Source organism: Aeromonas sp. s7(2024) (genome assembly GCF_040907825.1).
GTDB classification, from domain to species: Bacteria; Pseudomonadota; Gammaproteobacteria; order Enterobacterales; family Aeromonadaceae; genus Aeromonas; species Aeromonas veronii.
On record NZ_JBFOCM010000022.1, the window covers coordinates 1 to 23,877 of the forward strand.

Genomic DNA, 23,877 nt, shown 5'->3' on the forward strand with positions numbered 1-23,877 from the left:
GGCTCTGTCCCAATTACGTGTTGAAAGGCTAATCTTGAAGTAGGCCATCACCTTGAGGTCTACCATCATGGATACCCCAGCCTTTCAACACCTGTTGTCCCTTTTTCCCCAGTTAACCCTGCGCCAGCGCCGTGTTGCTCAGCAGGAGCTTACTGCACCCCACACCATTACCTCGCTCAATACTCAGTTACCGGCATGCAGTGGCTGCCCCCATTGTCAGGCCGATGTTACCCAGCTGGCGCCTTGGGGATGGAGTCGGGGACTGCGCCGCTACCGTTGCAAACTGTGTCTGCGCACCAGCACCGTTCTGACCAAGACGCCCTTGGCCAGATTGCGTAAAGCACAGTGCTGGGAAGACTACGCGCAAGCTCTCATCGAAGGACTGACTGTCCGCCAGGCCGCGCGGCGCTGTGGGGTCAGCAAAAACACCGCGTTCCTCTGGCGTCACCGATTCTTGCGCGCGATGGCAACCCATCAGGCCACCCGGGAAGAGGGCATTGTTGAGGTGGATGAGACCTTCTTCCTTGAATCGTTCAAGGGGCAGCGGGGACTGCCGCGTCCACCACGTCATCGCGGTGGTAAAGGTCGAACTCGTGGAACCGGGCCAGATTACATCCCGGTGATGGTGGTACAAGACCGTGCAGGCCACCATGCGGATTTCCAGTTGGAGAAAATAAATGCCGATACGGTCATCGCAGTGTTGAAGCCGTTGGTGTCACCGGATGCGGTGCTGTGTAGCGATGGGGCGGGTGTGTATGCCTGTTTCAGCAAGGAACAGGGTATAACCCATCAGGTGGTGCGCAATCGTCAAGGCGAACGGGTAGTCGGTGCGTATCACATCCAGCATGTGAACGGATATCACCATCGGTTGAAAGAGTGGATGGAGCGGTTCCATGGCGTGGCGACGCACTACCTGAAGAACTACTTGGGTTGGCGCCGGATGCTGGAGCGTTACGGAAAAGGCGTAAATATCAAAACATGTTTGCATGAGGCGCTGGGGCGCCCCATGCAACACGTAATTGGGACATAACCTAAAAAAAGAGCGCCCGACCGGCGCTCTTTTTGATCGCGACAGCTGGGGTCGCGAGGGCATGTGCGGGCAGGGTTACTGCGCGCTATTTTGCCCGTTATTGTCGTGATGGCTGCGCAGGCGGATGTTGATCATCTCCACCACCAGCGAGAAGGCCATGGCGAAGTAGATGTAGCCCTTCGGAATATGCAGATCCATCCCCTCGGCCATCAGGGCGAAGCCCACCAGGGTGAGGAAGGAGAGGGCCAGCATCTTGATGGTGGGGTGGTTATCGACGAAATCACCGATGGATTTGGCGGCAAACATCATGATGAAGACGGCGATCATGATGGCCAGCACCATCACCGGCACGTGATCGGCCATACCGACTGCGGTGATCACCGAGTCGAGGCTGAACACGATATCGAGGATGGCGATCTGGATCAGGGTGCTGATGAAGCCCGAGGCCGCTTTGCTGACGCTTTCCGGCTCGGCCGCCCCTTCCAGGGTGACGTGGATCTCGTGGGCACTCTTGCCGATGAGGAACAGGCCCCCCAGCAGCAGGATCAGATCGCGGCCGGAGATGGCTTCACCCAGCACGGTGAAGAGCGGATCGGTGAGGCGCATCACCCAGGCCAGCGAGAGCAGCAGCAGGATCCGGGTACCCATGGCGAGCCCCAGACCCAGAATGCGCGCTTTTTGACGCTGCGCCTCCGGCAGGCGACCTACCAGGATGGAGATAAAGATGATGTTGTCGATGCCCAGCACGATTTCGAGCAGGGTAAGGGTGGCGAGTGCGACCCAGGCAGAGGGATCAAGAACCCATTCCAGCATGATTGAACCTTGGTTGAAAATTGGTTGGAAAATTGAAGCAGCGCATTCTAGCAGGGGCGCCACTGCTTGTCCCAGAGGGGGGAAAAGATAAAAATGGTGGCCATCGCAAGGGAGGCAAGCATGTTTCGATTAGGGTTCATCATTAATCCGGTCGCCGGGATTGGCGGCGCAGTGGGGCTCAAGGGCAGTGACGGTGTGGTTGCCGAGGCGCTGGCCCGTGGCGCTGTGCCCAAAGCGCAGGAGCGGGCGCGGCAAGCCTTGTTGCCACTGTGCGAGCTGAGCGTCCCGTTTGAACTGCTGACGGTAGCAGGAGAGATGGGGGAGACGGTGGCCCGCGAACTGGGGTTGCCCTGTCGGGTCATCTATCAACCGGCCGGGGAGAGCACCTCGGCCGATGATACCCGCTACGCCGCCGGGTTGATGCGCGAAGCCGGGGTCGATCTGCTGCTGTTTGCCGGTGGCGATGGCACGGCGCGGGATATCTGCGCCGCGGTGGGGGAGTCTTGCCATGTGCTCGGCATCCCCGCGGGGTGCAAGATCCACTCCGGCGTCTACGGGGTGACGCCCGCCGCCAGCGGGCGGGTGGTGGCGCGGATGATCGCAGGGGAACTGCTCAGCCTGATCGATGCCGAGGTGCGCGACATCGACGAGGAGGCGTTTCGCGCGGGCAAGGTGCGGGCCCGCCACTACGGCCTGCTGAAGGTGCCCGGCGATCTGCGTTACGTACAGGCGGTCAAGCAGGGGGGCAAGGAGTCCGAAGAGCTGGTGTTGGTGGATCTCGCCGCCGGTGTGGTGGAGCAGATGGAGCCCGATACCCTCTATCTGATGGGCTCCGGCAGCACGGTGGCAGCCTGTATGACAGAGCTCGGTCTGGAAAATACTTTGCTCGGTGTGGATCTGGTGGAAAATAGCCGACTTATCGGGCAGGATCTCAGCGCCGCCGAGATCCTGACCCGGATCCGCGGCCGTCGCTGCCGACTGATCATTACCCTGATCGGCGGACAGGGACATCTGTTCGGGCGCGGAAATCAGCAATTGAGTCCTGAGGTGATTCGGTGTGTCGGGCTGGAGAATATCCAGGTGCTGGCAACCAAAGCCAAGCTTGCCGCCCTTGCGGGCAGGCCGCTGCTGGTGGACACCGATGATCCCGAATTAAACCGGGCGTTGCGTGGTTATCTGCGAATAACCACGGGATACAAGGATCAGGTCATCTACCCGGTGGCCAACCCGGAATAGGACGCCAAGGACGCTGCTGGCCTGGCGCCAGAGAGCTGCAATCAACCGGATTGCGGTTCCATACCCCCGAATTTTTTGCCGCAAATGAGGCTGCGTTACATGACGATTCACGATTTTGAGCACAAGTTGTTGGGACTGATCGACAGCATGGTTGCTACCGCGACCGATGATGAGCTGTTTGCGGGGGGTTACCTGCGAGGTCATATCTCATTGGCCGTTGCCCGGGCCGAGCTGGAAGGCAAGACCCTGGTGCGGGACGTCAAGAGCTATGTGCTGCGCAGCCTCAACGAGGCGATCTTGCAAGGTGAGCTATCTGAAGAGGATGAAAAACTGGTGCAGGCGATGTGGAGTCGTTTGCAACAAGACGCAGAAGCTTGATCGGATACACAATTCAAACTGAAGTTTGAGTTTATTCTTCCCCTGAAGTTAGTGAAAGGTTAATAATAAGTTTCGCCTTTTGTTTCAGGGATTAAACTATGGCCTCCTCCTCACGCATTGCCAATAAACTGCCGCTCGAGATGCTCTATCACTGGGAGCGGCAGTGTCCTGATCGAACCTACCTGCGTCAAACCATCAACCGCGAATATGTCGATTTCACCTGGGGTGAAGTGGCCGATGAAGCGCGGCGGATGGTGACGGCCTTGCGTCACCTCGGTCTGGTGGCCGGTGACAAGGTGGCGCTGCTCTCCAAGAACTGCGCCCAGTGGTTTATCGCCGATCTGGCGATGCAGATGGGCCAGTATGTGAGCGTGCCCATCTACCCGACTGCCAACGTCGACACCATCGAATATGTGCTGCGCCACAGCGAGGCCAAGGCGATCTTCGTCGGCAAGCTGGATGACTGGAAGAGTCAGGAGGCGGGCGTACCCGCCGATCTGCTGCGCATCGCCTTCCCCTATGACACCATGCCGGCCAGCCACCAGTGGGACGATCTGCTGGAGGCGCATGAGCCGATCCCTGACAGCCCGGTGCAGGCCCCTGACTCCCTGCTGAGTCTGGTCTACACCTCCGGCAGTACCGGCAAGCCGAAAGGGGCGATGCTGAGCGTCGAGCGTTACGCCTGGTCGTGCGAGAAGCTGGTGGAGACGGTGAGCCTGAGCCAGGCCGATAGGGGTTTCTCCTACCTGCCGCTGGCCCACATTACCGAGCGGGTCTACATCTACGGCGGAAGTCTCTATGGCGGCGCTACCATCGCGTTCCCCGAATCCCTCGACACCTTTATCGAAGATGTCAAACGCTGCCGTCCCACCGTCTTTATCTCGGTGCCACGGCTGTGGGCCATGTTCCGCATCAAGATCCACGAGAAGCTGCCCCAGAACAAACTGGCGTTGCTGCTCAAGATCCCGCTTATCTCCGGTCTTATCAAACGCAAGCTACAAAAGGGATTGGGGCTGGATCAGGCCCGGGTACTCGGCTGCGGCTCCGCGCCTGTCTCCCCTGCGCTGCTTGAGTGGTATCTGAGCATTGGCCTCAAGGTGACGGAAGCTTGGGGCATGACCGAGAACCACGCCTACTCCACCATCAACTACCCATTCCGCGCCGACAAGATCGGCACCGTCGGCAAGGCGGGGATCGGGGTGACCATCAAGATCTCCGACGAGGGGGAGATCCTCTGCCGCTGCGAAGGGATGATGCTGGGTTACTACAAGGATCCCGAGCACAGCGCCGAGGCCATCGATGCCGAGGGGTGGCTGCACACTGGCGACATGGGCAAGCTGGACAAGGAGGGTTATCTCACCATCACCGGCCGGATGAAGGATGTGTTCAAGACCGCCAAGGGCAAGTATGTGGCGCCGGTGCCCATAGAGGGGCTGCTGGGGCAGGAGCCCATCATCGAACAGCTCTGCGTGATTGGTTACGGCATGCCGCAGCCCATTGCGCTGGTGCAGCTGGCCGAGAGCGCCATGAAGGGCAATCGGGAGGAGGTCAACGCCAGACTGGAAGCGGCGCGGGTTCGGGTCAACGATCAGCTGGAGTCCCACGCCAAGATCCGCGGCATTCTGGTGGTGAAAACCCCCTGGAATATCGAGAACGGCGTGCTGACCCCCACCATGAAGATCAAGCGTCACCTGCTGGAGCAAAAGTACGCCCAGGTCGGGGATCGCTGGCCCTCATCCCAAGTGGTGGTGTGGGAGGAGTAAATTCCGTCTTCCCATAGCGCACCAAACAACAACGGCTCTTGATGGGCCGTTGTTGTGTTTGAGGCATCTCACTCGCCGCTGTTTTGTCGGGGAGTAAAAACCGCGCCCGGTTAGATCTGCGCCAGCGCGGCGGCCAGATCGGCGATCAGATCGTCGGCATCTTCCACCCCGATGCTGAAGCGGATGAGGTTGTCATTGACTCCGGCGGCGAGGCGGCTCGCCTCGTCCATGGCGGCGTGGGTGGTACTGGCCGGATGGCAGGCGAGACTCTCGAGATCCCCCAGACTCACCGCCTGCACGAACAGTTGCAGGTTATCGAGCAGGGTGGCGCAGCGTTCAAACCCGCCTTCCAGCTCAATACTCACCATGCCGCCAAAGCCGCTGGCGAAGGCGCCGAGAGCATCGTGACCCGGATGGTTGGCAAGGCCCGGGTAGATCACCTTCTTCACCGCCGGGTGGGCGGCCAGAAACTCGGCCACTTTCTGCGCATTGTGCAGGTGGGCATCCATCCGCAGCGGCAGGGTCTTGACCCCGCGCTGCAGCAGGTAGGCCTCCTGCGGGCCGATGGGGGAGCCGATATGCTTGAGGGCCACGGTGCGGATCGACTTCATCAGAGCGTGGGAGCCCGCCACCACCCCGGCGATGATGTCGCCGTGGCCACCCAGATATTTGGTACCGCTGTGCATCACCACGTCGACACCGAGCTCCAGCGGACGCAGCAGGTAGGGGGTGAGGAAGGTGTTGTCACACACTGTGATGGCGCCCACCTTGCGGGCCGCTTCCACCACCAGCCGCGGATCCACCACCTTGAGGGTGGGGTTGGTCAGGGTTTCGAACAGTACCACCTTGGTGACGGGACGGATATTGGCCAGCAGCTCCCGATCGCTCTCGTAGGCGGTAACCTTGATGCCGGCACGGCTGAAGGTCTGCTTGAGAAACGCATCGGTACCGCCGTAGAGCGGGCCGATATAGGCCACCTCATCGCCGCTGTCGGCCAGGGCATACATGATGGCGCTCACCGCCGCCATGCCGCTCGCCACCACCAGCGCTTCGTCAGCCCCTTCCAGCGCCGCCAGTTTCTGCTCCAGCTCGGCGGTGGTGGGGTTGCCAAAGCGGCTGTAGATAAAGCCGGGGGCCTGACCTGCGAAACGATCCTTGCCCGCTTGAGCGTTGAAGTAGCTGAAGGTGCTGCTCTGGTAGAGCGGGGTGGTGAGGGCGCCGGTCTGGGGGTCGATCCGCTGGCCGCTATGTACGCTCATGGTCTTGAATTTCATCGTGTTGCTCCGTGATGGCCAGGCTCTGGCCATGACTGGTTGTGTTTTGTAGTTCGTTGCTTGTTGTTTAGTCAGGGCGGGTATATCCATGCTGCTTGTGGCTTATGCATATACCCGCCTGCGCATCTTTGCGCTGCTTAGGCCGGTATCGCTTCGCTTTCAGTGCGTGGGAGGCGAGTGGATTCCACCGGCCCATAGTGCCGCGCCGCCACATCCGGGTGGGAGCGCAACCGCCCCTTGAGCACGTTCTCCCCCACCTGATAGAAGAGCGGGTTGGTCAGGTCACTCTCCGGCCCTTGCGCCTGCGCTGCCAGCTCTGGGGAGAGGCTGAGCAGCGGCACGGTGGCATCGAGCCGCGCCGCCATAAAGAAGGCGCAGGAGAGGCGCGATACGCCGGGCGGCGGGCTCACCACCCGATGCAGGGTCGCCTTGAGATAGCCGTTGGAGGCCAGCTCAAGCAGCTCGCCGATATTGACCACCAGCGCTCCCGACAGGGGGGGCGCGGAGATCCAGCCGTTGGCCGTCTCGACTTCAAGCCCCGAGTGATTGTCCTGCATCACCAGCGTCAGGTAGCCGGGATCCTTGTGGGCGCCGACCCCCTGACTGCTGCCGCCCGCCTCTTGCCCCGGGTAATGAATCAGCTTCATGTGCTGGTAGGGGGCGCCGCGGATGCTGTCGTCAAACACGTTGGCCGGTTGCTCCAGCACCTCGGCAAAAGCGGCGAGCAGGGTGAGGGTGATGTCGCTCAGCCGCTCCTGCCACGCCAGCAGATGGCCTTTCATCTCGGGAAAAGTAGTCGGCCACTGGTTGGGGCCGATCAGCCGCTGCCATGGTTCACGGATCAGGGCCGCAGGCAGGGCTTGCGCCTCATTCATGATATCGAACTGCTCCCGCAGATCCGGCTGCTGGCGGGTCAGCTCGGCACCGACCCGGTTGTAGCCGCGAAAGTGAGGGCTGTTGACCATCTGCACCGCCAGCTTCTCCTGCTCCGGCAGGGCAAAGAAGCGCTCAGCCAGCGCCAGAGTCTCTCGCTGCTCGGTGTCACTCAGGCCATGTCCTGTCAGATAAAAAAAGCCGACGTCGCGGGCGGCCGCGGCAAGCCGGGCCAGCATAGGGCGACGCACCTCGGGCGCCCCGTTGAGGGCAGCCAGATCGATGATCGGCAGTGGTGAATGTTCCATGTGCACCTCCTCACTCTTTCGTTATCTCTGGCGCCATCTCTTGCACTGCCTCCGCTGTTGGCAGACCTGATAAGCGGCAAACGGGATGGTGCGACAGTGTGGCGCCATCTGGGATAAAGGGGATGCTACTGTTCGGTGTTATAAGACGGAAACAACAAATTATTCTTAGTTATATACAAAATTCGAAATGGAATTCGGCGCCTGATGGGCTGAAGGTTTTTTGCGCAGCCATTGCGGGGTAAAGGGGCAACGATGAGGGGGAGAGTGATAACCAGAGGCAAGCTACCAGCGGCCAAAAATGACCAAAACAGAAAATGGCCAAAACAGAAGGGAGGCGGATGCCTCCCTTCTGGTTGAGTGGTTTTTCACCTGACCGAAAGCACAGGCGAGTGACCGCGTATTCTGGCCTTAACCGCCTGCTGGCTCTCAGTAACCCAGGGTAAAGCGCTGGCGCTGGTGAGCCGGTTTTTCCACCTCGTTCAGCACGCCATCGGCCAGATCACCGGCGGTGATCCCGGCAGGCTGTTCGCCACTAAACAGCACCTGGTCGCCACCCAAGCGATAGCCACCACGCTTCTCGCCCGGCTCCAGGAACACCGGGGGAGAGACAAAGCGCCAGTCGAAGGTGGTTTCACGACGCAGGGCGGTGAGACCGTCGCGGGCCGCCAGTGCCCCCTGTTTCCACTCGGCCGGAAACTCAGGGGTATCCACCAGTTGCACGCCGGGGGCAACCTCCAGACTGCCGGCGCCACCTACTACCAGCAGCCAGCTGTTGGCCGCTTTGGCTGCTGCGACGATCGCGTTGGCGCCCTTGAGGTACTGGTCGTAGATATCCGGTGTGCTCCAGCCCGGGTTGTAGGCGCTGATCACCCGATCGTGCCCCTTGAGCACCTCGGCCAATGCCTGCGGGTTTTGGGCATCCACCGCCACGGCGGTGACCTGCGGATGGGCGGCCACCTTGCTGACATCGCGGACGATGGCGGTGACGTGATGGCCGCGGCTGATGGCCTCGTTCAGGATGGCTGAACCGACAAAACCACTGGCACCGATCAGGGCAATCTTCATGGGGAACTCTCCTTCACTGTTGGAATGGGGCTATCCTACGCCGCCATTTATGATTTAATAATCACCTCAAAAATGCATTCACTTATAAGCTGGATTTAATAATGGAACAGCTCAGACGTTACGCCATCTTCGCCGCTGTGGTGGAAGCGGGCAGCATGACAGGGGCGGCCAAATCCCTTGGCATGACCCCCTCCGCCGTCAGTCAGCATATCAGCCAGCTCGAAAGCCTGCTCGGACTGCCCCTGCTCCATCGCTCCACCCGTCGTCTCAGTCTGACCGAGGCGGGAGAGGTGGTGTGGCAAGGGTGCCGGGCGTTGCAGCAGACTCTGAGCGAGACCGAGCTGCGCCTCTCGGAAGTGCGCGACGCCCTGCTCGGGGAAGTGCGGATCACCGCCCCGGTGGGGATGGCGGGCCAGCCGCTGGCGCTGGCCCTCTCGCCGCTGTTGCAGGCCCATCCCGGCCTCACCATCCAGATCATCGCCGACGACGAGAAGCGGGATCTGATTGCCGAGCGGATCGACGTGGCGCTGCGGGTCGGCACCTTGCCTGACTCGACCCTGGTGGCCCGCAAACTGGGGCAGACCCGGATGCTGCTCTGCGCTGCGCCCGCCTATCTGGCGCGCAAGGGGACGCCGCGCACGCCCGCCGATCTGGCCACCCACGACTGGCTCTGCGGCGACATGCTGGGCAACGGTTTGCTGCTGCAGGATGAAAAGGGGGGCGAGCACAGGGTGAGGTTCAAGGCCAAGGTGCTCTGCAATAACGTGTTGCCCCTGCGCCAGTTTGCGCTGGCGGGGCAGGGGATCTCGCTGCAACCGGAGGGAGAAATTGGCGAGGATCTGGCGCAGGGGCGTCTGCTCGAACTGTTGCCCGGTTTTCGGGTGCAGCCGATGGAGATCCACGCCATCACGCCGCAGCGGGAGATCCCGGAGAAAGTGCGGCGGGTGGTGGAGGCGCTTCGCAGTTACTTCGGCACGACGATGTCGTCATGAGCTGCGCCTTAATGGTTGAGAAAAGGCCCCCGATTATCCTGAAGGAGGGATTATCCATAGGCGGTTTGTCGAGAAGAGCGATAGCCCGGATGAGGAGATGGGCATGCTTGACTGTTAAGCATACTTAAAACGAACTGACGGCCCGCATCTGATCTTTGAGCCAATTAAGCCCGGTATCCTGACCGGAGCTCTTGTGCCAACTCATGTAGACGGGGCAATCCTCCGAGAGCCAGGGGAGGGGATAGCTGGCCAGATCCAGCGCCTGCCCCAGCTTCTCCATGTGCCACTGGCTGGCGACGCAGAGCCAGTCGGTTCGGCTCACCAGATGAAGGGCGGTGAGCAGGGAGTCGCTCTCGTAGGCAATCTGGCGCGGCGGCAGCGGCGCCTTGGTCAGGGTGTTGAGCAGCAAGCTGTCGAGCCGCCTGGTTTGCAATACCACGTGCTTTTCGTTGAAGAAGGTGGCCATGTCGGGGGCCTGGCGGATCCTGGGGTGATCCTTGCGGCAGGCGATGCGCAGGGCCTGGGACATGATCTGCTCGTTTTCGATCCCCTGCTCCGCCATCGGCTTGGTGGCCAGCACCAGATCCACGCTGTGCAGATAGAGGCTGTTCTGGCGCAGGGCTTCGTCCTGCACCTGGGTGTTCCACTCCAGCTGACAGTTGGGGGCTTGGGTCTGCAGCAGGTTGTTGAGCTCCGGCAGGAAGAAGATATCGATATCGGGCACCCCCGCGATGCGAAAGGTGCGCCGACTGGTCTGGGGATCAAAGAGATCGGTGCGCTGCAGGCTGCGCTCCATGTCGTGCAGCGGCACCATGATCTCGTGGTGCAGACTGAGCGCTCGCGCCGTGGGGGTGATGCCGCGTCCCTGGCGGACAAACAGCGGCTCGCCCACCAGGCTGGTCAGGCGGCTGATGGCCTGGCTGATGGCCGAGGGGGTCATCTCCATCATCTCGGCGGCCGTGGTGACACCACCATAGCGGATCACCGCATCGAGGACGCGAAAGAGATTGAGATCGACTTGAGACATGGAAGCCACCGTTAAGCAAGATTAAACAGTTAACATACTGAACAGCCTCTTGTCCGGCCAGCATTCCCTGCGATAACTGTGATGTTTCCCTCTCTATTCGTCACCTTTCATCTTGCCGCGAATGCGATCGAGCCTGTTTTGCAGCCATGCTTGAGCCCGGCAGGTGGCCCGCGGCATAGAGTAGCGCGACCAGCAGCAAGCCGCCCAGAAAGAGCCAGCGAGCGCTTCCCCAATGGCCGCTGTCCGTCATCAGGGCCGCCAGCAACAGGGGGCCAAGCAGCTGACCGAAGTTGGCGAGCTGGACAAAAAAGCCTTGCACGATGGCCAGTTGCACCGGCCCCTGACTCACTCCCTGCGCAGACGAGAGGATGGCTGGCGGCGCCATACCGCCCACTAGGGAGAGGGCGAGGCAGAGCCCATAGGCCCACCACGGCGACAGGCCGGGCCAGAAGGCGAGCATGCCACACAGCGCCATCAGGCCCAGTGCCCAACTGATGAGCCGATCTCGTGCCATGCCCCGGCGCAGCAGCCATGCCCCCATCAGGTTACCGGGAATATTGGCGACCACCGCCAGCGCCGAAAGCAGGGCGATCTGGCTTTGGCCAATCCCGGGGCTGCCTTGCAACATGGTTGGCAGCCAGACAAAGAGCGCCCAGAGCATCAGGCTGTAGAGCGTGAACGCCAACCCGTAGCGCCAGAGTGCCTTCTGCCGGAGCACCGTGAGCTGGCGCAGCGGGTGGCCCGAGTTGATCGAGTTTTGGGGTGCCCAGACCCGCAGTTTATCTGCCGAGCGACTGGCGAGCAGAAGCAGCAGGGCAGAGAGTTGCGGGATCATCAGGATCAGCCAGGCCAGTCGCCAGCCACCTTGCGCCGTGAGCCAGGGGGTGAGCAGCATACCCGCCGCCGCCCCGAGGGGCAGGTTGACTGCCCACAGGCTTATGGCCAGCCGTTTATCCTCCTCCCGGGTCACCGCCACGATAAAGGCGGGCATGGCCACCGAGACCAGCAAAAAGCCAATCCCCTCGACAATGCGCGACAGCAGCATCATGGCCAGCCCGGTAGCGGGCAGCGCCAACGCACCGCCTGTGACGATAACCAAAAGCCCGACAACCCCGGTTTGCCGCCCACTCCAGCGGGTCAGCAACAGGCCGAGAAAGAGACTGCAGAGGATCGCCAGAGTATTGAAAGCTGAGGCGAGATAGCTGGCTTCGACCAGTGTCAGCCCCAGCTCGCTGCGCAGTATGCCGAGCACGGCGGGCACTTTGCCAAGGCAGAGAGCGCCGCTGGCACCGGCGAAAATGGCGAGGAAGACCAGAGGCCAGCGCGTGCTTTGTGGCTGGTAGCCAGCGAGCGTGCTCATGGCCGATATTGGCCGTTGCGCAGCCACTCATCGTTGAGCTGACCAAATTCGCCGCGCTGATAGGCATGCAGCCGATCTGCAATGGCGTCGTGGCTGTTCATGACGAAGGGGCCATGTTTGACCAGGGGGTCATTGAGCGCCTGGCCTGAGAGCAGCACGAAGTGGCAGGGCTCGGTGGCCTCCAGTTGCAGAGCCACCGCCTCGCCGCCATCGGCAGAGAGGCTGACACCCATCCCGTGACCTGCCGGGATGAGGTGCCGCTCTCCCTCCGCCTGCAGGGTCAGCGATCCGGTCAGGGGATAGATCATGGCATTCCAGCCTGCCGCCAGCAGATGGGTGAAGCGGCTGCCGGGCGCGCAATGGCCATCGAGCAGGGTAAAGGGTTGGGGTAGTTCTACCGAGTGTGGTGCCGTTATCCCGTTGCTGTGGCCTGCGACCACCCGTACTCGCACCCCTTCGCCATGAAACTCGGGGATGGTGGCAGCGGCTGCGTGGACGGCAAAAGGCGACGCCATCTTCTGACGGGCAGGCAGGTTGACGAAGATCTGCAGGGCGTGGACATAGGGCGATGTCCCTTCCGGCTGCTCGGTATGTACAGCCCCGCGCCCGGCCGCCAGCCAGTGGAGCGCGCCCGGTTCGATGGGGCCCTGATTGCCGAGGGAGTCGTAGTTGACGTGGGGGCTCTTCGAATCCTCGAACAGATAGGTGACGGCAGAGATCCCGGCGTGGGGATGGGGCTCGAAGGTGGGGGCGGTCATCTGGAAGTGATCCACCATCACCACGGGGTCTATCAGACCGTTGAAAAAGTGTTCGCCAAAATGGCTGGCTTCAAAGCCGCTGCCAATGCGCAGCGGTTGGCCTTTGACGGGGGCGGAGAGAGTCAGGCGTCTGGTCATCGATATAACCTCTTGAAGACAAAAGAAGCCTTCGGTCATCTGACCGAAGGCGGGGCGAGTTACGACTTCTTGGCACCCTCTTGCATCTGCCACACCAGGGTAGCGAAAGGCATGTCGAGGGCGCTGTAGACATCGTGCGCCTTGGGATCGACGTTGCTGCGCAGCATCTCGACCGCGGCAGAGGCGTAGTCGGTGACCGGGATACCGGCCCCCAGCAAGCGTTGCAGTCCAGTGGTGCGCTTGGCTTCGTTGAAGGTGCCGGAGGCATCGAGCACCACCCGGGCATCATAGCCGGCAGCCTTGGCAGAGAGGGCCGGGAAGCTGGCGCAGATCTCGAGGGATACCCCGGCGATGATCAGCTGTTTGCGGCCGGTCTTCTCAATGGCGGCGCGCACGGCAGGATCGTCCCAAGCGTTGATGACGGTGCGGTTGATCACCTTCACATCCGGCAGGGCACTGGTCAGTTCAGGCATGGTGGGGCCCCACATGCCATCGGGCATGGTAGCGGTCACGATCACCGGCACGCCGAGGGCGCGGGCGGCGTTGGCCAGCGCCACCACGTTGTGCTTGAGCTCGCCCACCGTGGTGTCGCGCACGCCGCTCAGCAAGCCGACCTGATGGTCGACCAGCAGCAGTACCGCATTGTCTCGGGAGAGCATCTCCAGATAGCGGTTGGGTGATACGGTCGGATGGCTGGCAGCCTCGGCGGCCATGGCCGGTGTCGCTGTGGTGGCCAGCGTGGCGGTCAGGGTCGCCAGACCGAGCAGGGTGGCAGAGCAGATTTGTCGCAGTTTCATGGTGAACTCCTTGTGATATTGGAACAGTCAAACGGCCCTTGCTGGTGGGGCGGATTGCCGCGCAGCAACCGTCTGATGGGGACAGGGCCATTATGATGGCTGCAAAAATAGCGACAATCTGGTGAAATAGGTTCTTATCGTTCCACCAATGGAACGATAAGAATGCTCCTCACCCTGACCAAGGCTGCCCGATGACACCACTGGAACTTGATTTGAATGATCTCTATCTCTTCACCCATGTGGTGCAGCGACAGGGATTCACTGCTGCCGCGCGGGCGCTTGGCGTGCCCAAGTCGCGGATCTCGCGCCGGATCCGGCTGCTGGAGGAGCGGCTGGATACCCGGCTGCTGCAACGTACCTCGCGCCAACTCAGCCTGACCGATGCCGGTGAGGTGCTCTATCGCCACTGTCAGGCGATGCTGGCCGAAGCGCAGGCGGGAGAGGCGGCTGTGCGGCAACGGCAGCAGGAGCCGAGCGGTCTGGTGCGGATCAGCGTGCCCATTACCATTGCCGATGCGCTGCTTGCCCGTTTGCTACCCGCTTTTATGGCGCAATACCCCAAGGTGAGGCTCGCCGTGCAAGCCAGCAATCGGCAGGTGGATCTGCTGGAGGAGGGGCTGGATGTAGTGATCCGCGGGGTGGCCTTCGAGCAGCCCCCTTCCAGCCTGGTGCAGGTGCCGCTCTGCACGGTGCAGTGGGGTGTGCTGGCGACCCCGGCGTGGCTCTCGCGCCACAATGCGCTGGCGCACCCTAGCCAGCTGGAGGGAGAGGATGCCCTGCTTTTCAGCACGCTGGAGCGTCAGGCCGATCTGCTGCGGCTGCGGCACGACAGTGGGGAGAGTGAGGAGGTGGCGGTCAATGTGCTGCTGCGTAGCGACAATGTGCAAACCCTCAAACAGGCGGCGCTGGCGGGGCTAGGAATGGTGGGCTTGCCACTTTACGCCTGCGTGAATGAGCTGGCGGATGGGCGGCTGCAACAACTGCTGCCCGAGTGGCGTCCCAAAGATGGCAAGCTGGTGATGCTCTATCCCGCGCGGCGCGGTCTGTCACCTGCGGTCAGGGCCCTCATCGACTTTATCAAGGCGCAGTTGCCTGCTCTGCTGGCAGAGGTCGGTCAGCCACGCTGAGGAGGGCTATCCCTCCATCTTGCGGCGAATGCGCTCGAACAGGCTCTGCAGGCAGGCTTGGTCCCGATCGGCGGCCCGTACCGCGCCGTACATATGGCGACGGATACCGCTGCCGAGGGGGCGGGCGCAGAGCATCCCCTGTCTGACAAACTCGTCGCTGGCCCAGCGTGGCAAAGCGGCGACGCCGAGGCCGGCGGCGGCCATCTGCAGCATCACCGAGGTGTTGTCCACCGGCTTGCAGCGGGCGGGCTCCACCCCGGCGGGTTGCAAAAAGCGGCTGAAGATATCCATGCGGCTGCGCTCCACCGGATAGACCAGCAGCACCTCCGGCCCCAGATCGCCCGGCTCGATGTGGCTCCGGTGGCAGAGGGGGTGATCCGGCGCCATCACCAGAGTCAGATCGAAGGCAAACAGTGGCTCGAAGTGGAGATCGCCGCGGGCCTGCACGTCCGAGGTGAGCAGCAGATCGAGCTGGCCGCCGAGCAGGGCATTGATGGCATCAAAGCCCGGCACCGACTCCACCTCCAGATCCACCCCAGGCCACTGGCGGCGAAAATCGGGCAACAGCGGCAACAGCCACTGGATGCAACTGTGGCAATCAAGCGCCAGATGCAGCCTGCCCGCATCGCCGCTCTGCAGGGCCTGCAGCTGTTTCTCGGTCTGGGATAGCGCAGGCAACACCTGACGGGCGAGGGCGAGCAGCTGGCTGCCGGCTGCGGTCAGCACCAGCGGGCGGCTTTTGCGCAGGTAGAGCTCCAGATTGAGGCGGGTCTCCAGCTCTTTGAGCTGGTGAGAGAGGGCGGACTGGGTGAGGTTGAGGGTCAGCGCCGCACCGGCCAGCGAGCCCTGCTCGGCCAGCGCGGTCAATGTTTTCAAGTGTTTGATCTCTATCCCTGCATTGCTTGGCACTGCCATAAGATGGCTCCTTGTGAGATTGCGTATGGCGCTGAGGTTGCGGCCGGCGGTGGCCTGCTGCGCTTCTTGACTCCGGCACCTCTTGCTCCTGTAAAAATCGGCCTCTGCATCCTCGCGGTGAACCTGACTGGCGGTCAGTTGAGGATTATTTGAGAGCCACTTGAAGAGGATTCAATAGCCAGCGTCACCTTATCTTGTCATTTTGGATGTGTAAACATCTGGATGGCTAAACCATCCAATTTCCCATCAGATGAATGAGCATAAGGAAATGAACCTATGACACGAGCACACACCCTGGGCTTCCCCCGTATCGGCGCCAAGCGCGAGCTGAAATTTGCCCTCGAATCCTACTGGCGTGGCGAGACCAATCAGGCCGAACTCGTTGCCGTGGGCAAGACGCTGCGTGAGCGCCACTGGCAGGCCCAGCACGGCGCCGGGGTCAATCTGCTGCCGGTGGGCGACTTTGCCTGGTACGATCAGGTGCTCGGTACCAGCCTGCTGGTGGATGCGGTGCCTGCCCGCCACCGCCATGGCGAGACCGATCTCGACACCCTGTTCCGGGTGGCCCGCGGCCGTGCGCCGACCGGCCCGGCGGCGGCCGCCGCCGAGATGACCAAATGGTTCAACACCAACTATCACTATCTGGTGCCGGAATTCAGCCGTGATCAGCGTTTCAAACTGGGCTGGAGCCAGCTGTTTGAGGAGGTGGAAGAGGCCAAAGCACTGGGGCTGCCGGTCAAGGCGGTGCTGCTGGGACCGGTCTCTTATCTGTGGCTCGGCAAGGAGAAAGAGAGCGGCTTCTCCCGCCTTGAACTGCTCGATCGCCTGCTCATCGTCTATCAGGAGATCCTGGCCAAGTTGGCCGCCCAGGGAGTGGAGTGGGTACAGATCGATGAACCTGCGCTAACGCTGGACTTGCCGGACGAGTGGCGGCTGGCCTACCTCAACGCCTACGAGCGCCTGAGCGGCCCCTGCAAGCTGTTGCTCACCACCTATTTCGGTTCGGTGGCCCATCAGCGCGACATCATCACCAGCCTCAAGGTAGATGGCCTGCATCTGGATCTGGTGGCCGCCCCCGAACAGCTGGAGACCCTGGTGCCGCATCTGCCCGCCCAGTGGGTCATCTCCGCCGGGGTGATCAACGGCCGCAACGTCTGGCGCGCCAATCTGGCCAAGCTGGCGCCGACCCTGAAGGCACTGAAAGCCAAACTCGGCGAGCGGCTCTGGGTGGCCTCATCCTGCTCATTGCTGCACAGCCCGGTGGATTTGACCCTGGAGCAGGAGCTGGATCCCCAGACCCGCAGCTGGTTCGCCTTCGCCTTGCAAAAATGTTTCGAGTTGGGACTGCTCAGAGAGTATCTGGATGGGGGCGAGCTAGACAAAATCGCCGCCTACAGCCAGCCCATCGTCGATCGGGAGTCTGACAGCCGGGTGCACAAGAAGGCGGTGCAGTCACGACTCGCCAGCCTCACCAACAGCGATTTTGATCGCCACAGCCCCTATCCGGTCAGGGCCGAGCTGCAGCGCTCGGATCTCAAGCTGCCGCTGCTGCCGACCACCACCATCGGCTCCTTCCCGCAGACCTCGCAGATCCGGGTATTGCGGCAGGATTGGCGCGCCGGTCGCATCGATGACTGCGCCTATGAGGCGGGCATTCAGGCGGAGATCCGCGATGCCATCGCGCGTCAGGAGGCCATCGGGCTGGATGTGTTGGTTCATGGTGAGGCCGAGCGCAACGACATGGTGGAGTATTTCGGTGAACTGCTGGATGGCTTTGCCATCACCCGTTTTGGTTGGGTACAGAGCTATGGCTCCCGCTGCGTCAAGCCGCCGGTGATCACCCGTGACATCGACCGCCCGACCCCCATGACCCTAGCGTGGACAAAGTTTGCCCAGAGCTTGACCGACAAGCCGGTCAAGGGGATGCTGACCGGCCCTGTGACCATCCTCTGCTGGTCCTTCCCGCGCGAAGACGTGAGCCGCGAGCAATCCGCCCTGCAAATCGGGCTGGCCATTCGCGACGAGGTGGCAGATCTGGAATCCGCCGGCATCAAGATCATCCAGATCGACGAACCGGCGATCCGCGAAGGGCTGCCCCTGCGCAAGCAGGATCATCAGGCCTATCTCGACTGGGCGGTGCGCGCCTTCCGTCTGAGCGCCAGTCCGGTGGCGGACAGCACCCAGATCCACACCCACATGTGTTACAGCGACTTCAACCTCATCATTGAGGCGGTGGCGGCGCTGGATGCGGATGTGATCACCATCGAGACCAGCCGCAGCCAGATGCAACTGCTCGAAGCGTTCGAGCGCTTCAACTACCCCAACGAGATTGGCCCGGGCGTCTACGACATCCACTCGCCGAACGTGCCGAGCCAGAGCTGGATTGAGGGGTTGCTGCGCAAGGCCGCCAAACAGATCCCGGCCGAGCGGCTGTGGGTCAACCCGGATTGCGGCCTCAAGACCCGCGGCTGGGAAGAGACTGAGGCCGCCCTCAAGGTGATGGTCGATGCCACCAGGGCGCTGCGGGCCGAGCTGGCGTAACCGGCAAGCCGTGACCGCCATCGGTAAGGTGGCGTGCTGACAAACGAACGAGAGAGGGGAAGCCACTGCTTCCCCTCTCTTTTTCTGTGGCCACTTTTTCCACTGGATCCTGAACCTTGCTGCAGCCTGCTTTGCACTAGGCTCAGAGGTGGCAGAAGTGGATGGAGTCGCGGCCATGGGTGTTGGTATGAGGATCGTAATCCTTTGGGGATTGCTGATATGGCAGAGTGCATGGGCGGCGCCAGCGGCCGAGTTGAAGCTGGTCTACTTTGACGACTTTGCCCCATATTCGTGGCGTGACGAACAGGGCAAGATGCGCGGGCTGATGATCGATGTGATGGATCGGGTGGCTGCGCAGATGGGGCTGCGGGTTCGCCATGAAGGTTATCCGTGGCAACGGGCGCAAAAACTGGTGCGGATGGCGCAGGCCGATGGCTTTGTCACCATCGCCACTCGGGAACGGCGCAGCTATACCCTGATTGTGGAAGAGCCGGTCACTACTACTGTGCTAACCATTTTTACCCAGCGTGCCCATCCCCGCATGGCGGAATTTCAGCGTGCCAGCCGCTTGAGCGACTTCAAATCGCTTACCTTTCTCGACTATTTCGGTAACGGCTGGGGCAAGGAGAACCTGGCGGGCTTTACCGTTCATCACACCATCAATGTTGATAATGTCTTCAAGATGCTGGCGGCGGGGCGGGGGGATCTGATGGTGACCGACCCACTGGTGGCACGTTTCAAACTCAACCAGCTGGGATTGTCCGGGCAGGTGGTCGAGGTGCCGCTGCAGCTTGCCTCTACCCCGTTCAATCTCTGCATCGGCAAGCACTCTCGCTTTAATACCCGGATAACCGAGTTCAACGGTGCCCTGCAACAGCTGCGACAAAGCGGCGAGTTGGCGCGTATCGTCGAACGCTATCGTTGATGCGCGGCCGCCATCTGCGGTTTGCCAACGGTGTGTCTATCTTGGCGTCATATCGGCGATGGTTGCCCAGAAGGCATCTATCAAGGGCCCCTTGCTGTGGGGCGGACGGATAAGGCCAATGGTCCAGCAGGCTTCCCCATCTCTAAGGGGTAGGGTGAGTACATCCGGGTGCTCTATGGTGGTGGAGGAGGGGACCAGGGTCCAGGCGATCTCTGCCGCCGCGGTGGCGACTCCGGCGGCGAAGTCGTTGACGTACTGGATATCGCGAAAACGCAGCCCGCTCTGGGCCAGATAGTTCATCAGGTGATCGTAAAAGGATGGGGCCTTGTCACGACGCAGGATCGCCAGCGGCTTGTCCACCAGATCCGCCAACTCCCTCACATCGCGGTAGCTGGCGGGCAGCACGGCGACAAAGTGGGCCTCGACCACCGGCAGAGCGTGCCACCCCTTGGGGGCGGGCAGGCGGCAAAAACCAAGATCCAGCTTGCCTTCACTGAGCGCCAGCAGTTGGTGGTGAGTGGAGAGATCGTTGAGCTCGATAGTCACCTGCGGCCGCTCGGCGCGAAAACGGGCGATGGCGGCGGGCACCAGGATCTTGGTGGCCACGCCAAAGCCGATGCGCAGGGTGCCGACATTGCCCGCTAGCACGTCGCGGGCGGTGCGCGACAGCTGCTCACTCTGGATGACCACAGCGCGGGCATCTTCATACAGCGCCCTGCCCAGTCCGGTGAGGCGAGTGGTACTGGCGTTGCGCTCGAACAGCTCGCCGCCCAGCTCCTCCTCCAGTCGCCTTATCTGTTTGCTCAGGGCCGACTGGGTAACGTGCTGACGTACCGCCGCCTGGCCGAAGTGCAGCACCTCCCCCAGAGTGACGAAGGCTTTCAGATCCCGTAGCTCCATCAGGGCTCCTTTCATTCCTGTTGGGAATGTTGAGTGGTTATATTTGTCATTGGACGGAATTTTAGAAGTGATAGATGCTTATGCCAATTCATTTCGGATGCCCCGACAGGGGGCGCCGAGTTATCAGAGATGGCCGACACCATCAGCGCAGAAGGAGCAACACCAGATGCATCACCACAAGTTCAACGACTTCCCGAGCGATTTTCTGTGGGGCGCCGCCTCCGCCGCCTATCAGGTTGAGGGGGGCTGGAATGCCGATGGCAAGGGACCCTCGGTGTGGGATCTCTTCACCAAACTGCCGGGCAAGACCTTTGAGGGGAGCAACGGCGATGTGGCGGTGGATCACTACCACCGCATGGAAGAGGACGTGGCGCTGATGGCCGAGATGGGGCTCAAGGCTTACCGTTTCTCGGTGAGCTGGCCGCGCATCTATCCCACCGGTCGGGGGGAGGTGAACGAGGCGGGGCTGGCCTTCTACGAGAAGCTGATCGACACCCTCTTGGCACACAAGATCGAACCGGTGCTGACCCTTTATCACTGGGATCTGCCGCAGGCGCTGCAGGATGAGTACGGCGGCTGGGAAGACCGACGCATTATCGAGGATTTCGAGCGCTACTGCGTGACCCTCTATCAGCGTTTTGCCGGCAAGGTGAAGTACTGGGTGTCGCTTAACGAGCAGAACTACAACCTGACCAACGCCTATCAGCTCGGCACCCATCCGCCTGCTGTGCAGGATCGCAAGCGCTTCTTTGCCGCCAACCATATCGCGTTTCTGGCCAACGCCCGGGTGATCAAGGCCTTTCGCCAGCATGTGCCAAATGGCCTCATCGGCCCGAGCTTTGCCTACTCCCCTGCCTATCCGGCGTCGTGCGACCCGAAAGATATGCTGGCCTACGAGAACGCCGAGGAGTTCAACAACCTCTGGTGGCTGGATGCCTACTGCTTTGGCCGCTATCCCCAGGCGGCGCTCGCTTACCTGCGAGAAAACGGCGATGCGCCGGAGATCCTGCCGGGCGATATGGAGTTGCTGCGCGAGGGGACGCCCGACTACATCGGCGTCAACTACTACTATACCCTGACCTACACCGATAACCCCTTGGGCGGTCAGACCCTACAGCGGATCAACACCACCGGCAAGAAGGGCACCACGCCATCGAGCGGCATCCCCGGCCTCTACAAGACGGCGCCCAATCCGCACCTGGAAACCAGCAACTGGGACTGGGCCATCGACCCGACCGGGATGCGCATCGCGTTGCGTCGCCTCTCTTCCCGCTATGGTCTGCCGCTGATGATCACCGAGAACGGTCTTGGCGAGTTCGACAAGCTGGAGGCGGGCGACAAAGTGAACGATGAGTACCGCATCGATTACCTGCGCAGTCACGTCAAGGCGTGCCAGGAGGCGATGCAGGATGGGGTGGAGCTGCTTGGCTACTGCGCCTGGTCGTTCACCGACATCCTGAGCTGGCTCAATGGCTATCAGAAGCGCTACGGCTTCGTCTATGTGGAGCGTGACGAGCAGGGGGGCTCCCTTCGCCGGATCAAGAAGGCGAGCTTCCACTGGTACAGCCAGGTGATTGCGAGCCAGGGCAAGCAGCTCTGACGGTTTATCGCGTCGCGTAACCAGCGGGCCCGGGCAATCCCCGGGCCCGCGCTGTTTGTGGCGGGGGATAGGGGGCAAGCCGGTTTCTCACCGTGCGACTCATCCCTGTTTGCTGATTTTTGTCCTGCCAAAGTCGGCGACCCCTGCTATTATCTGCGGCCGAACATGAGCCAATAAAAATCAGGATATCGTGATGACTGACCACACTTTTATTCCCGGCAAGGACGCGGCGCTGGAAGACTCCATCGAACGCTTCCAGACCAAGCTGCAAGCCTTAGGGTTTGATATCGAAGAGGCCTCCTGGCTCAACCCCGTGCCGAACGTCTGGTCGGTGCATATTCGGGACAAAGAGTGCCCCCTCTGCTTTACCAATGGCAAGGGTGCCAGCAAGAAGGCAGCCCTCGCTTCCGCCCTTGGCGAATATTTCGAGCGTCTCTCCACCAACTACTTCTTCGCCGACTTCTATCTGGGCGAGCAGGTCGCCAACGGCGATTTCGTTCACTACCCGAACGAAAAGTGGTTCCCCATCGAGGGTGACCAGTTCCCGGCCGGTCTGCTCGACAGCTTCACCCGCAAGTTCTACAACCCGGACGGTGAAGTGACCGCCGATATGCTGGTGGATCTGCAGTCAAACAACGAAGAGCGCGGTATCGTCGCCCTGCCGTTCGAGCGTCAGTCCGATCACGAGACCGTCTACATCCCGATGAACATCATCGGCAACCTCTATGTCTCCAACGGCATGAGCGCTGGCAACACCAAGACAGAAGCGCGCACCCAGGCGCTCTCCGAGGTGTTCGAGCGCCACGTGAAGAACAAGATCATCGCCGAGGCCATCAGCCTGCCGTTGATCCCGGACGAGGTCATTGCCCGTTATCCGGGGATTGCCGCCTCCATCGCGGCGCTCGAAGCGGAAGGCTTCCCCATTTACAGCTTCGATGCCTCTCTGGGGGGCCGTTATCCGGTCATCTGCGTGGTGCTGCTCAATCCGAGCAATGGCACCTGCTTTGCCTCCTTCGGTGCCCACCCGCGCTTCGAAGTGGCCTTCGAGCGTACCGTCACCGAGCTGCTGCAGGGCCGCGGTCTCAAGGATCTCGACGTATTCGTGCCACCGTCATTCGATAACGAGCAGGTGGCGGATCACCACAACCTCGAGACCCACTTCATCGACTCCTCCGGCCTTATCAGCTGGGATCTGTTCAAGCAGGATGCGGACTTCGAGTTTGCCGATTGGGACTTCCGTGGCACCTCACAGGAGGAGTTCGATCACCTGATCGGCATCTTCCACGAGCTGGAGCAGCCGGTCTATATCGCCGACTACGAGCATCTGGGTGTCTACGCCTGCCGCATTCTGGTGCCGGGCATGTCCGACATCTATCCGGCCGAAGATCTGCTGCTGGCCAACAACAACATGGGCGCCAACCTGCGCGAAGTGATCCTGGCACTGCCATCACTGGATTGGGATGCCGAGCAGTATATGGCGTTGTTTGATCAACTGGATGAAGAGGGGCACGACGAGCGTACCCGTGTACGCGAGCTGCTGGGCATCGCCGCTGCCAAGGGTACCGCGCTGCACACCCTGCGCGTTGGCGAGCTGAAAGCCATGCTGGCGCTGGCCGCCGGTGAGCTGGAGACTGCTCTCGATCTCATCGATTGGACCATGGAGTTCAACCAGTCGGTGTTCACTGCCGAGCGTGCCAGCTACTACCGCGCTTTGCGTGCCTGCGTCGAGTTGTTCCTCGACGAGGAGCGCGACCCCGAGCAGTATCGCGCCGTCTTCACTCGCATGTATGGTGAAGAGACGCTGGCACAGGCATGGGCCAACGCCACTGGCGAAGCACGCTTCCACGGTCTGGAAGCGGCCGACCTGTCGCTCTCCCAGTTCCCGCTGCACCAGAAGCTGCTGGCTGCTTACGAGAAGCTGCAGAAGGCCAAGCGAGCCCATCACTGGGCGTGATTGTTGCTGTAAAGGAAGGGGCCGTGTGGCCCCTTCTGTTTATGGTGCGGCAAGGCAAGGGATTGTTATTCAAAGATGAAATAAAAAACAAAAAATACCCCTA

General features: G+C 61.5%; 20 protein-coding genes. 10 read left to right on the plus strand and 10 right to left on the minus strand.

Annotated elements, in window-relative coordinates; translation table 11 throughout:
* Positions 1 to 67: 67 nt before the first annotated feature.
* Positions 68 to 1,030, plus strand: a complete 963-nt coding sequence (locus AB5Y73_RS09425; protein ID WP_279499216.1) for an IS1595 family transposase — start codon at positions 68 to 70, stop codon at positions 1,028 to 1,030.
* A 75-nt stretch (positions 1,031 to 1,105) separates the two neighbouring features.
* Here AB5Y73_RS09425 and AB5Y73_RS09430 read toward each other — a convergent pair whose 3' ends face one another.
* Positions 1,106 to 1,843, minus strand: coding sequence for a TerC family protein (locus AB5Y73_RS09430; RefSeq protein ID WP_042083356.1), 738 nt, complete (start codon positions 1,841 to 1,843; stop codon positions 1,106 to 1,108).
* A 120-nt stretch (positions 1,844 to 1,963) separates the two neighbouring features.
* Between AB5Y73_RS09430 and AB5Y73_RS09435 the strand changes: the two genes are divergently transcribed.
* The 3 genes from AB5Y73_RS09435 to AB5Y73_RS09445 all read left to right on the plus strand — a co-directional run bounded on the left by AB5Y73_RS09435 (position 1,964) and on the right by AB5Y73_RS09445 (position 5,220).
* A complete protein-coding gene (locus tag AB5Y73_RS09435) occupies positions 1,964 to 3,079 on the plus strand; it encodes an ATP-NAD kinase family protein (protein WP_181497254.1) in 1,116 nt (371 codons plus the stop codon).
* Between the two features lie 99 nt (positions 3,080 to 3,178).
* Positions 3,179 to 3,457: a YfcL family protein gene (locus AB5Y73_RS09440; RefSeq protein WP_005333639.1), complete on the plus strand. Its 279-nt coding sequence runs from the start codon at positions 3,179 to 3,181 to the stop codon at positions 3,455 to 3,457.
* A gap of 98 nt (positions 3,458 to 3,555) precedes the next feature.
* Positions 3,556 to 5,220, plus strand: coding sequence for an AMP-binding protein (locus AB5Y73_RS09445; protein ID WP_005333638.1), 1,665 nt, complete (start codon positions 3,556 to 3,558; stop codon positions 5,218 to 5,220).
* Between the two features lie 110 nt (positions 5,221 to 5,330).
* Here the strand turns inward: AB5Y73_RS09445 and AB5Y73_RS09450 are convergent, their stop codons facing one another.
* The 3 genes from AB5Y73_RS09450 to AB5Y73_RS09460 all read right to left on the minus strand — a co-directional run bounded on the left by AB5Y73_RS09450 (position 5,331) and on the right by AB5Y73_RS09460 (position 8,740).
* On the minus strand, positions 5,331 to 6,494 hold the full coding sequence (locus tag AB5Y73_RS09450; RefSeq protein ID WP_118853719.1) for a PLP-dependent aspartate aminotransferase family protein: 1,164 nt from the start codon (positions 6,492 to 6,494) through the stop codon (positions 5,331 to 5,333).
* Positions 6,495 to 6,631: 137 nt separating this feature from the next.
* Positions 6,632 to 7,675 carry an isopenicillin N synthase family oxygenase gene (locus AB5Y73_RS09455; RefSeq protein ID WP_118853720.1) on the minus strand — a complete coding sequence of 348 codons (1,044 nt, stop codon included), beginning with the start codon at positions 7,673 to 7,675 and terminating at the stop codon, positions 6,632 to 6,634.
* Positions 7,676 to 8,101: 426 nt separating this feature from the next.
* Entirely contained in the window at positions 8,102 to 8,740 is a 639-nt protein-coding gene (locus AB5Y73_RS09460; protein ID WP_118853721.1) for an NAD(P)-dependent oxidoreductase, read from the minus strand.
* Between the two features lie 101 nt (positions 8,741 to 8,841).
* Between AB5Y73_RS09460 and AB5Y73_RS09465 the strand changes: the two genes are divergently transcribed.
* The gene (locus AB5Y73_RS09465) at positions 8,842 to 9,732 is read left to right on the plus strand and encodes a LysR family transcriptional regulator (protein WP_139731009.1); all 891 of its coding nucleotides are present in this window, start codon (positions 8,842 to 8,844) and stop codon (positions 9,730 to 9,732) included.
* A gap of 124 nt (positions 9,733 to 9,856) precedes the next feature.
* On the opposite strand, the gene AB5Y73_RS09470 is transcribed toward AB5Y73_RS09465, so the two are convergent.
* From AB5Y73_RS09470 to AB5Y73_RS09485, 4 genes are all read right to left on the minus strand, one after another.
* Positions 9,857 to 10,759, minus strand: coding sequence for a LysR family transcriptional regulator (locus tag AB5Y73_RS09470; RefSeq protein WP_118853723.1), 903 nt, complete (start codon positions 10,757 to 10,759; stop codon positions 9,857 to 9,859).
* A gap of 100 nt (positions 10,760 to 10,859) precedes the next feature.
* Positions 10,860 to 12,119, minus strand: coding sequence for a CynX/NimT family MFS transporter (locus AB5Y73_RS09475; RefSeq protein WP_118853724.1), 1,260 nt, complete (start codon positions 12,117 to 12,119; stop codon positions 10,860 to 10,862).
* Positions 12,116 to 13,015 carry a pirin family protein gene (locus AB5Y73_RS09480; RefSeq protein ID WP_181497255.1) on the minus strand — a complete coding sequence of 300 codons (900 nt, stop codon included), beginning with the start codon at positions 13,013 to 13,015 and terminating at the stop codon, positions 12,116 to 12,118. Before AB5Y73_RS09480 ends, AB5Y73_RS09475 begins: the two co-directional genes overlap by 4 nt.
* 59 nt (positions 13,016 to 13,074) lie before the next feature.
* Entirely contained in the window at positions 13,075 to 13,812 is a 738-nt protein-coding gene (locus tag AB5Y73_RS09485; RefSeq protein WP_041210334.1) for an isochorismatase family protein, read from the minus strand.
* A gap of 191 nt (positions 13,813 to 14,003) precedes the next feature.
* Between AB5Y73_RS09485 and AB5Y73_RS09490 the strand changes: the two genes are divergently transcribed.
* Positions 14,004 to 14,939: a LysR substrate-binding domain-containing protein gene (locus AB5Y73_RS09490; RefSeq protein WP_118853727.1), complete on the plus strand. Its 936-nt coding sequence runs from the start codon at positions 14,004 to 14,006 to the stop codon at positions 14,937 to 14,939.
* A gap of 6 nt (positions 14,940 to 14,945) precedes the next feature.
* Here the strand turns inward: AB5Y73_RS09490 and AB5Y73_RS09495 are convergent, their stop codons facing one another.
* Entirely contained in the window at positions 14,946 to 15,854 is a 909-nt protein-coding gene (locus AB5Y73_RS09495; RefSeq protein WP_064337771.1) for a LysR substrate-binding domain-containing protein, read from the minus strand.
* A 276-nt stretch (positions 15,855 to 16,130) separates the two neighbouring features.
* On the opposite strand from AB5Y73_RS09495, the gene metE reads away from it, so the two are divergent.
* Both metE and AB5Y73_RS09505 read left to right on the plus strand, forming a co-directional pair.
* The gene (gene metE / locus AB5Y73_RS09500; protein ID WP_236095739.1) at positions 16,131 to 18,395 is read left to right on the plus strand and encodes a 5-methyltetrahydropteroyltriglutamate--homocysteine S-methyltransferase; all 2,265 of its coding nucleotides are present in this window, start codon (positions 16,131 to 16,133) and stop codon (positions 18,393 to 18,395) included.
* A gap of 187 nt (positions 18,396 to 18,582) precedes the next feature.
* On the plus strand, positions 18,583 to 19,320 hold the full coding sequence (locus tag AB5Y73_RS09505; protein WP_181497257.1) for an ABC transporter substrate-binding protein: 738 nt from the start codon (positions 18,583 to 18,585) through the stop codon (positions 19,318 to 19,320).
* Between the two features lie 36 nt (positions 19,321 to 19,356).
* Here AB5Y73_RS09505 and AB5Y73_RS09510 read toward each other — a convergent pair whose 3' ends face one another.
* The gene (locus AB5Y73_RS09510) at positions 19,357 to 20,220 is read right to left on the minus strand and encodes a LysR family transcriptional regulator (protein WP_021231364.1); all 864 of its coding nucleotides are present in this window, start codon (positions 20,218 to 20,220) and stop codon (positions 19,357 to 19,359) included.
* Between the two features lie 166 nt (positions 20,221 to 20,386).
* Here AB5Y73_RS09510 and AB5Y73_RS09515 point away from each other — a divergent pair, with 166 nt between their 5' ends.
* Positions 20,387 to 21,820 (plus strand): glycoside hydrolase family 1 protein, encoded by a 1,434-nt coding sequence (locus AB5Y73_RS09515; protein WP_181497258.1) that lies wholly within the window; start codon positions 20,387 to 20,389, stop codon positions 21,818 to 21,820.
* Between the two features lie 193 nt (positions 21,821 to 22,013).
* Complete coding sequence (gene ycaO, locus AB5Y73_RS09520) at positions 22,014 to 23,774, plus strand: 30S ribosomal protein S12 methylthiotransferase accessory factor YcaO (RefSeq protein WP_103251413.1); 1,761 nt, start codon at positions 22,014 to 22,016, stop codon at positions 23,772 to 23,774.
* Positions 23,775 to 23,877 lie beyond the last annotated feature (103 nt).

Excerpts from the sequence above, each read along its gene's own strand:
- AB5Y73_RS09440 (WP_005333639.1), top strand. The coding sequence starts at position 3,179 with ATGACGATTCACGATTTTGAGCACAAGTTGTTGGGACTGATCGACAGC.
- AB5Y73_RS09465 (WP_139731009.1), top strand. The coding sequence starts at position 8,842 with ATGGAACAGCTCAGACGTTACGCCATCTTCGCCGCTGTGGTGGAAGCG.
- AB5Y73_RS09445 (WP_005333638.1), top strand. The coding sequence starts at position 3,556 with ATGGCCTCCTCCTCACGCATTGCCAATAAACTGCCGCTCGAGATGCTC.
- AB5Y73_RS09455 (WP_118853720.1), bottom strand. The coding sequence starts at position 7,675 with ATGGAACATTCACCACTGCCGATCATCGATCTGGCTGCCCTCAACGGG.
- AB5Y73_RS09515 (WP_181497258.1), top strand. The coding sequence starts at position 20,387 with ATGCATCACCACAAGTTCAACGACTTCCCGAGCGATTTTCTGTGGGGC.
- AB5Y73_RS09460 (WP_118853721.1), bottom strand. The coding sequence starts at position 8,740 with ATGAAGATTGCCCTGATCGGTGCCAGTGGTTTTGTCGGTTCAGCCATC.
- AB5Y73_RS09490 (WP_118853727.1), top strand. The coding sequence starts at position 14,004 with ATGACACCACTGGAACTTGATTTGAATGATCTCTATCTCTTCACCCAT.
- AB5Y73_RS09435 (WP_181497254.1), top strand. The coding sequence starts at position 1,964 with ATGTTTCGATTAGGGTTCATCATTAATCCGGTCGCCGGGATTGGCGGC.
- AB5Y73_RS09450 (WP_118853719.1), bottom strand. The coding sequence starts at position 6,494 with ATGAAATTCAAGACCATGAGCGTACATAGCGGCCAGCGGATCGACCCC.
- metE (WP_236095739.1), top strand. The coding sequence starts at position 16,131 with ATGACACGAGCACACACCCTGGGCTTCCCCCGTATCGGCGCCAAGCGC.
- ycaO (WP_103251413.1), top strand. The coding sequence starts at position 22,014 with ATGACTGACCACACTTTTATTCCCGGCAAGGACGCGGCGCTGGAAGAC.
- AB5Y73_RS09470 (WP_118853723.1), bottom strand. The coding sequence starts at position 10,759 with ATGTCTCAAGTCGATCTCAATCTCTTTCGCGTCCTCGATGCGGTGATC.
- AB5Y73_RS09480 (WP_181497255.1), bottom strand. The coding sequence starts at position 13,015 with ATGACCAGACGCCTGACTCTCTCCGCCCCCGTCAAAGGCCAACCGCTG.
- AB5Y73_RS09495 (WP_064337771.1), bottom strand. The coding sequence starts at position 15,854 with ATGGCAGTGCCAAGCAATGCAGGGATAGAGATCAAACACTTGAAAACA.
- AB5Y73_RS09425 (WP_279499216.1), top strand. The coding sequence starts at position 68 with ATGGATACCCCAGCCTTTCAACACCTGTTGTCCCTTTTTCCCCAGTTA.
- AB5Y73_RS09430 (WP_042083356.1), bottom strand. The coding sequence starts at position 1,843 with ATGCTGGAATGGGTTCTTGATCCCTCTGCCTGGGTCGCACTCGCCACC.
- AB5Y73_RS09475 (WP_118853724.1), bottom strand. The coding sequence starts at position 12,119 with ATGAGCACGCTCGCTGGCTACCAGCCACAAAGCACGCGCTGGCCTCTG.
- AB5Y73_RS09510 (WP_021231364.1), bottom strand. The coding sequence starts at position 20,220 with ATGGAGCTACGGGATCTGAAAGCCTTCGTCACTCTGGGGGAGGTGCTG.
- AB5Y73_RS09505 (WP_181497257.1), top strand. The coding sequence starts at position 18,583 with ATGAGGATCGTAATCCTTTGGGGATTGCTGATATGGCAGAGTGCATGG.
- AB5Y73_RS09485 (WP_041210334.1), bottom strand. The coding sequence starts at position 13,812 with ATGAAACTGCGACAAATCTGCTCTGCCACCCTGCTCGGTCTGGCGACC.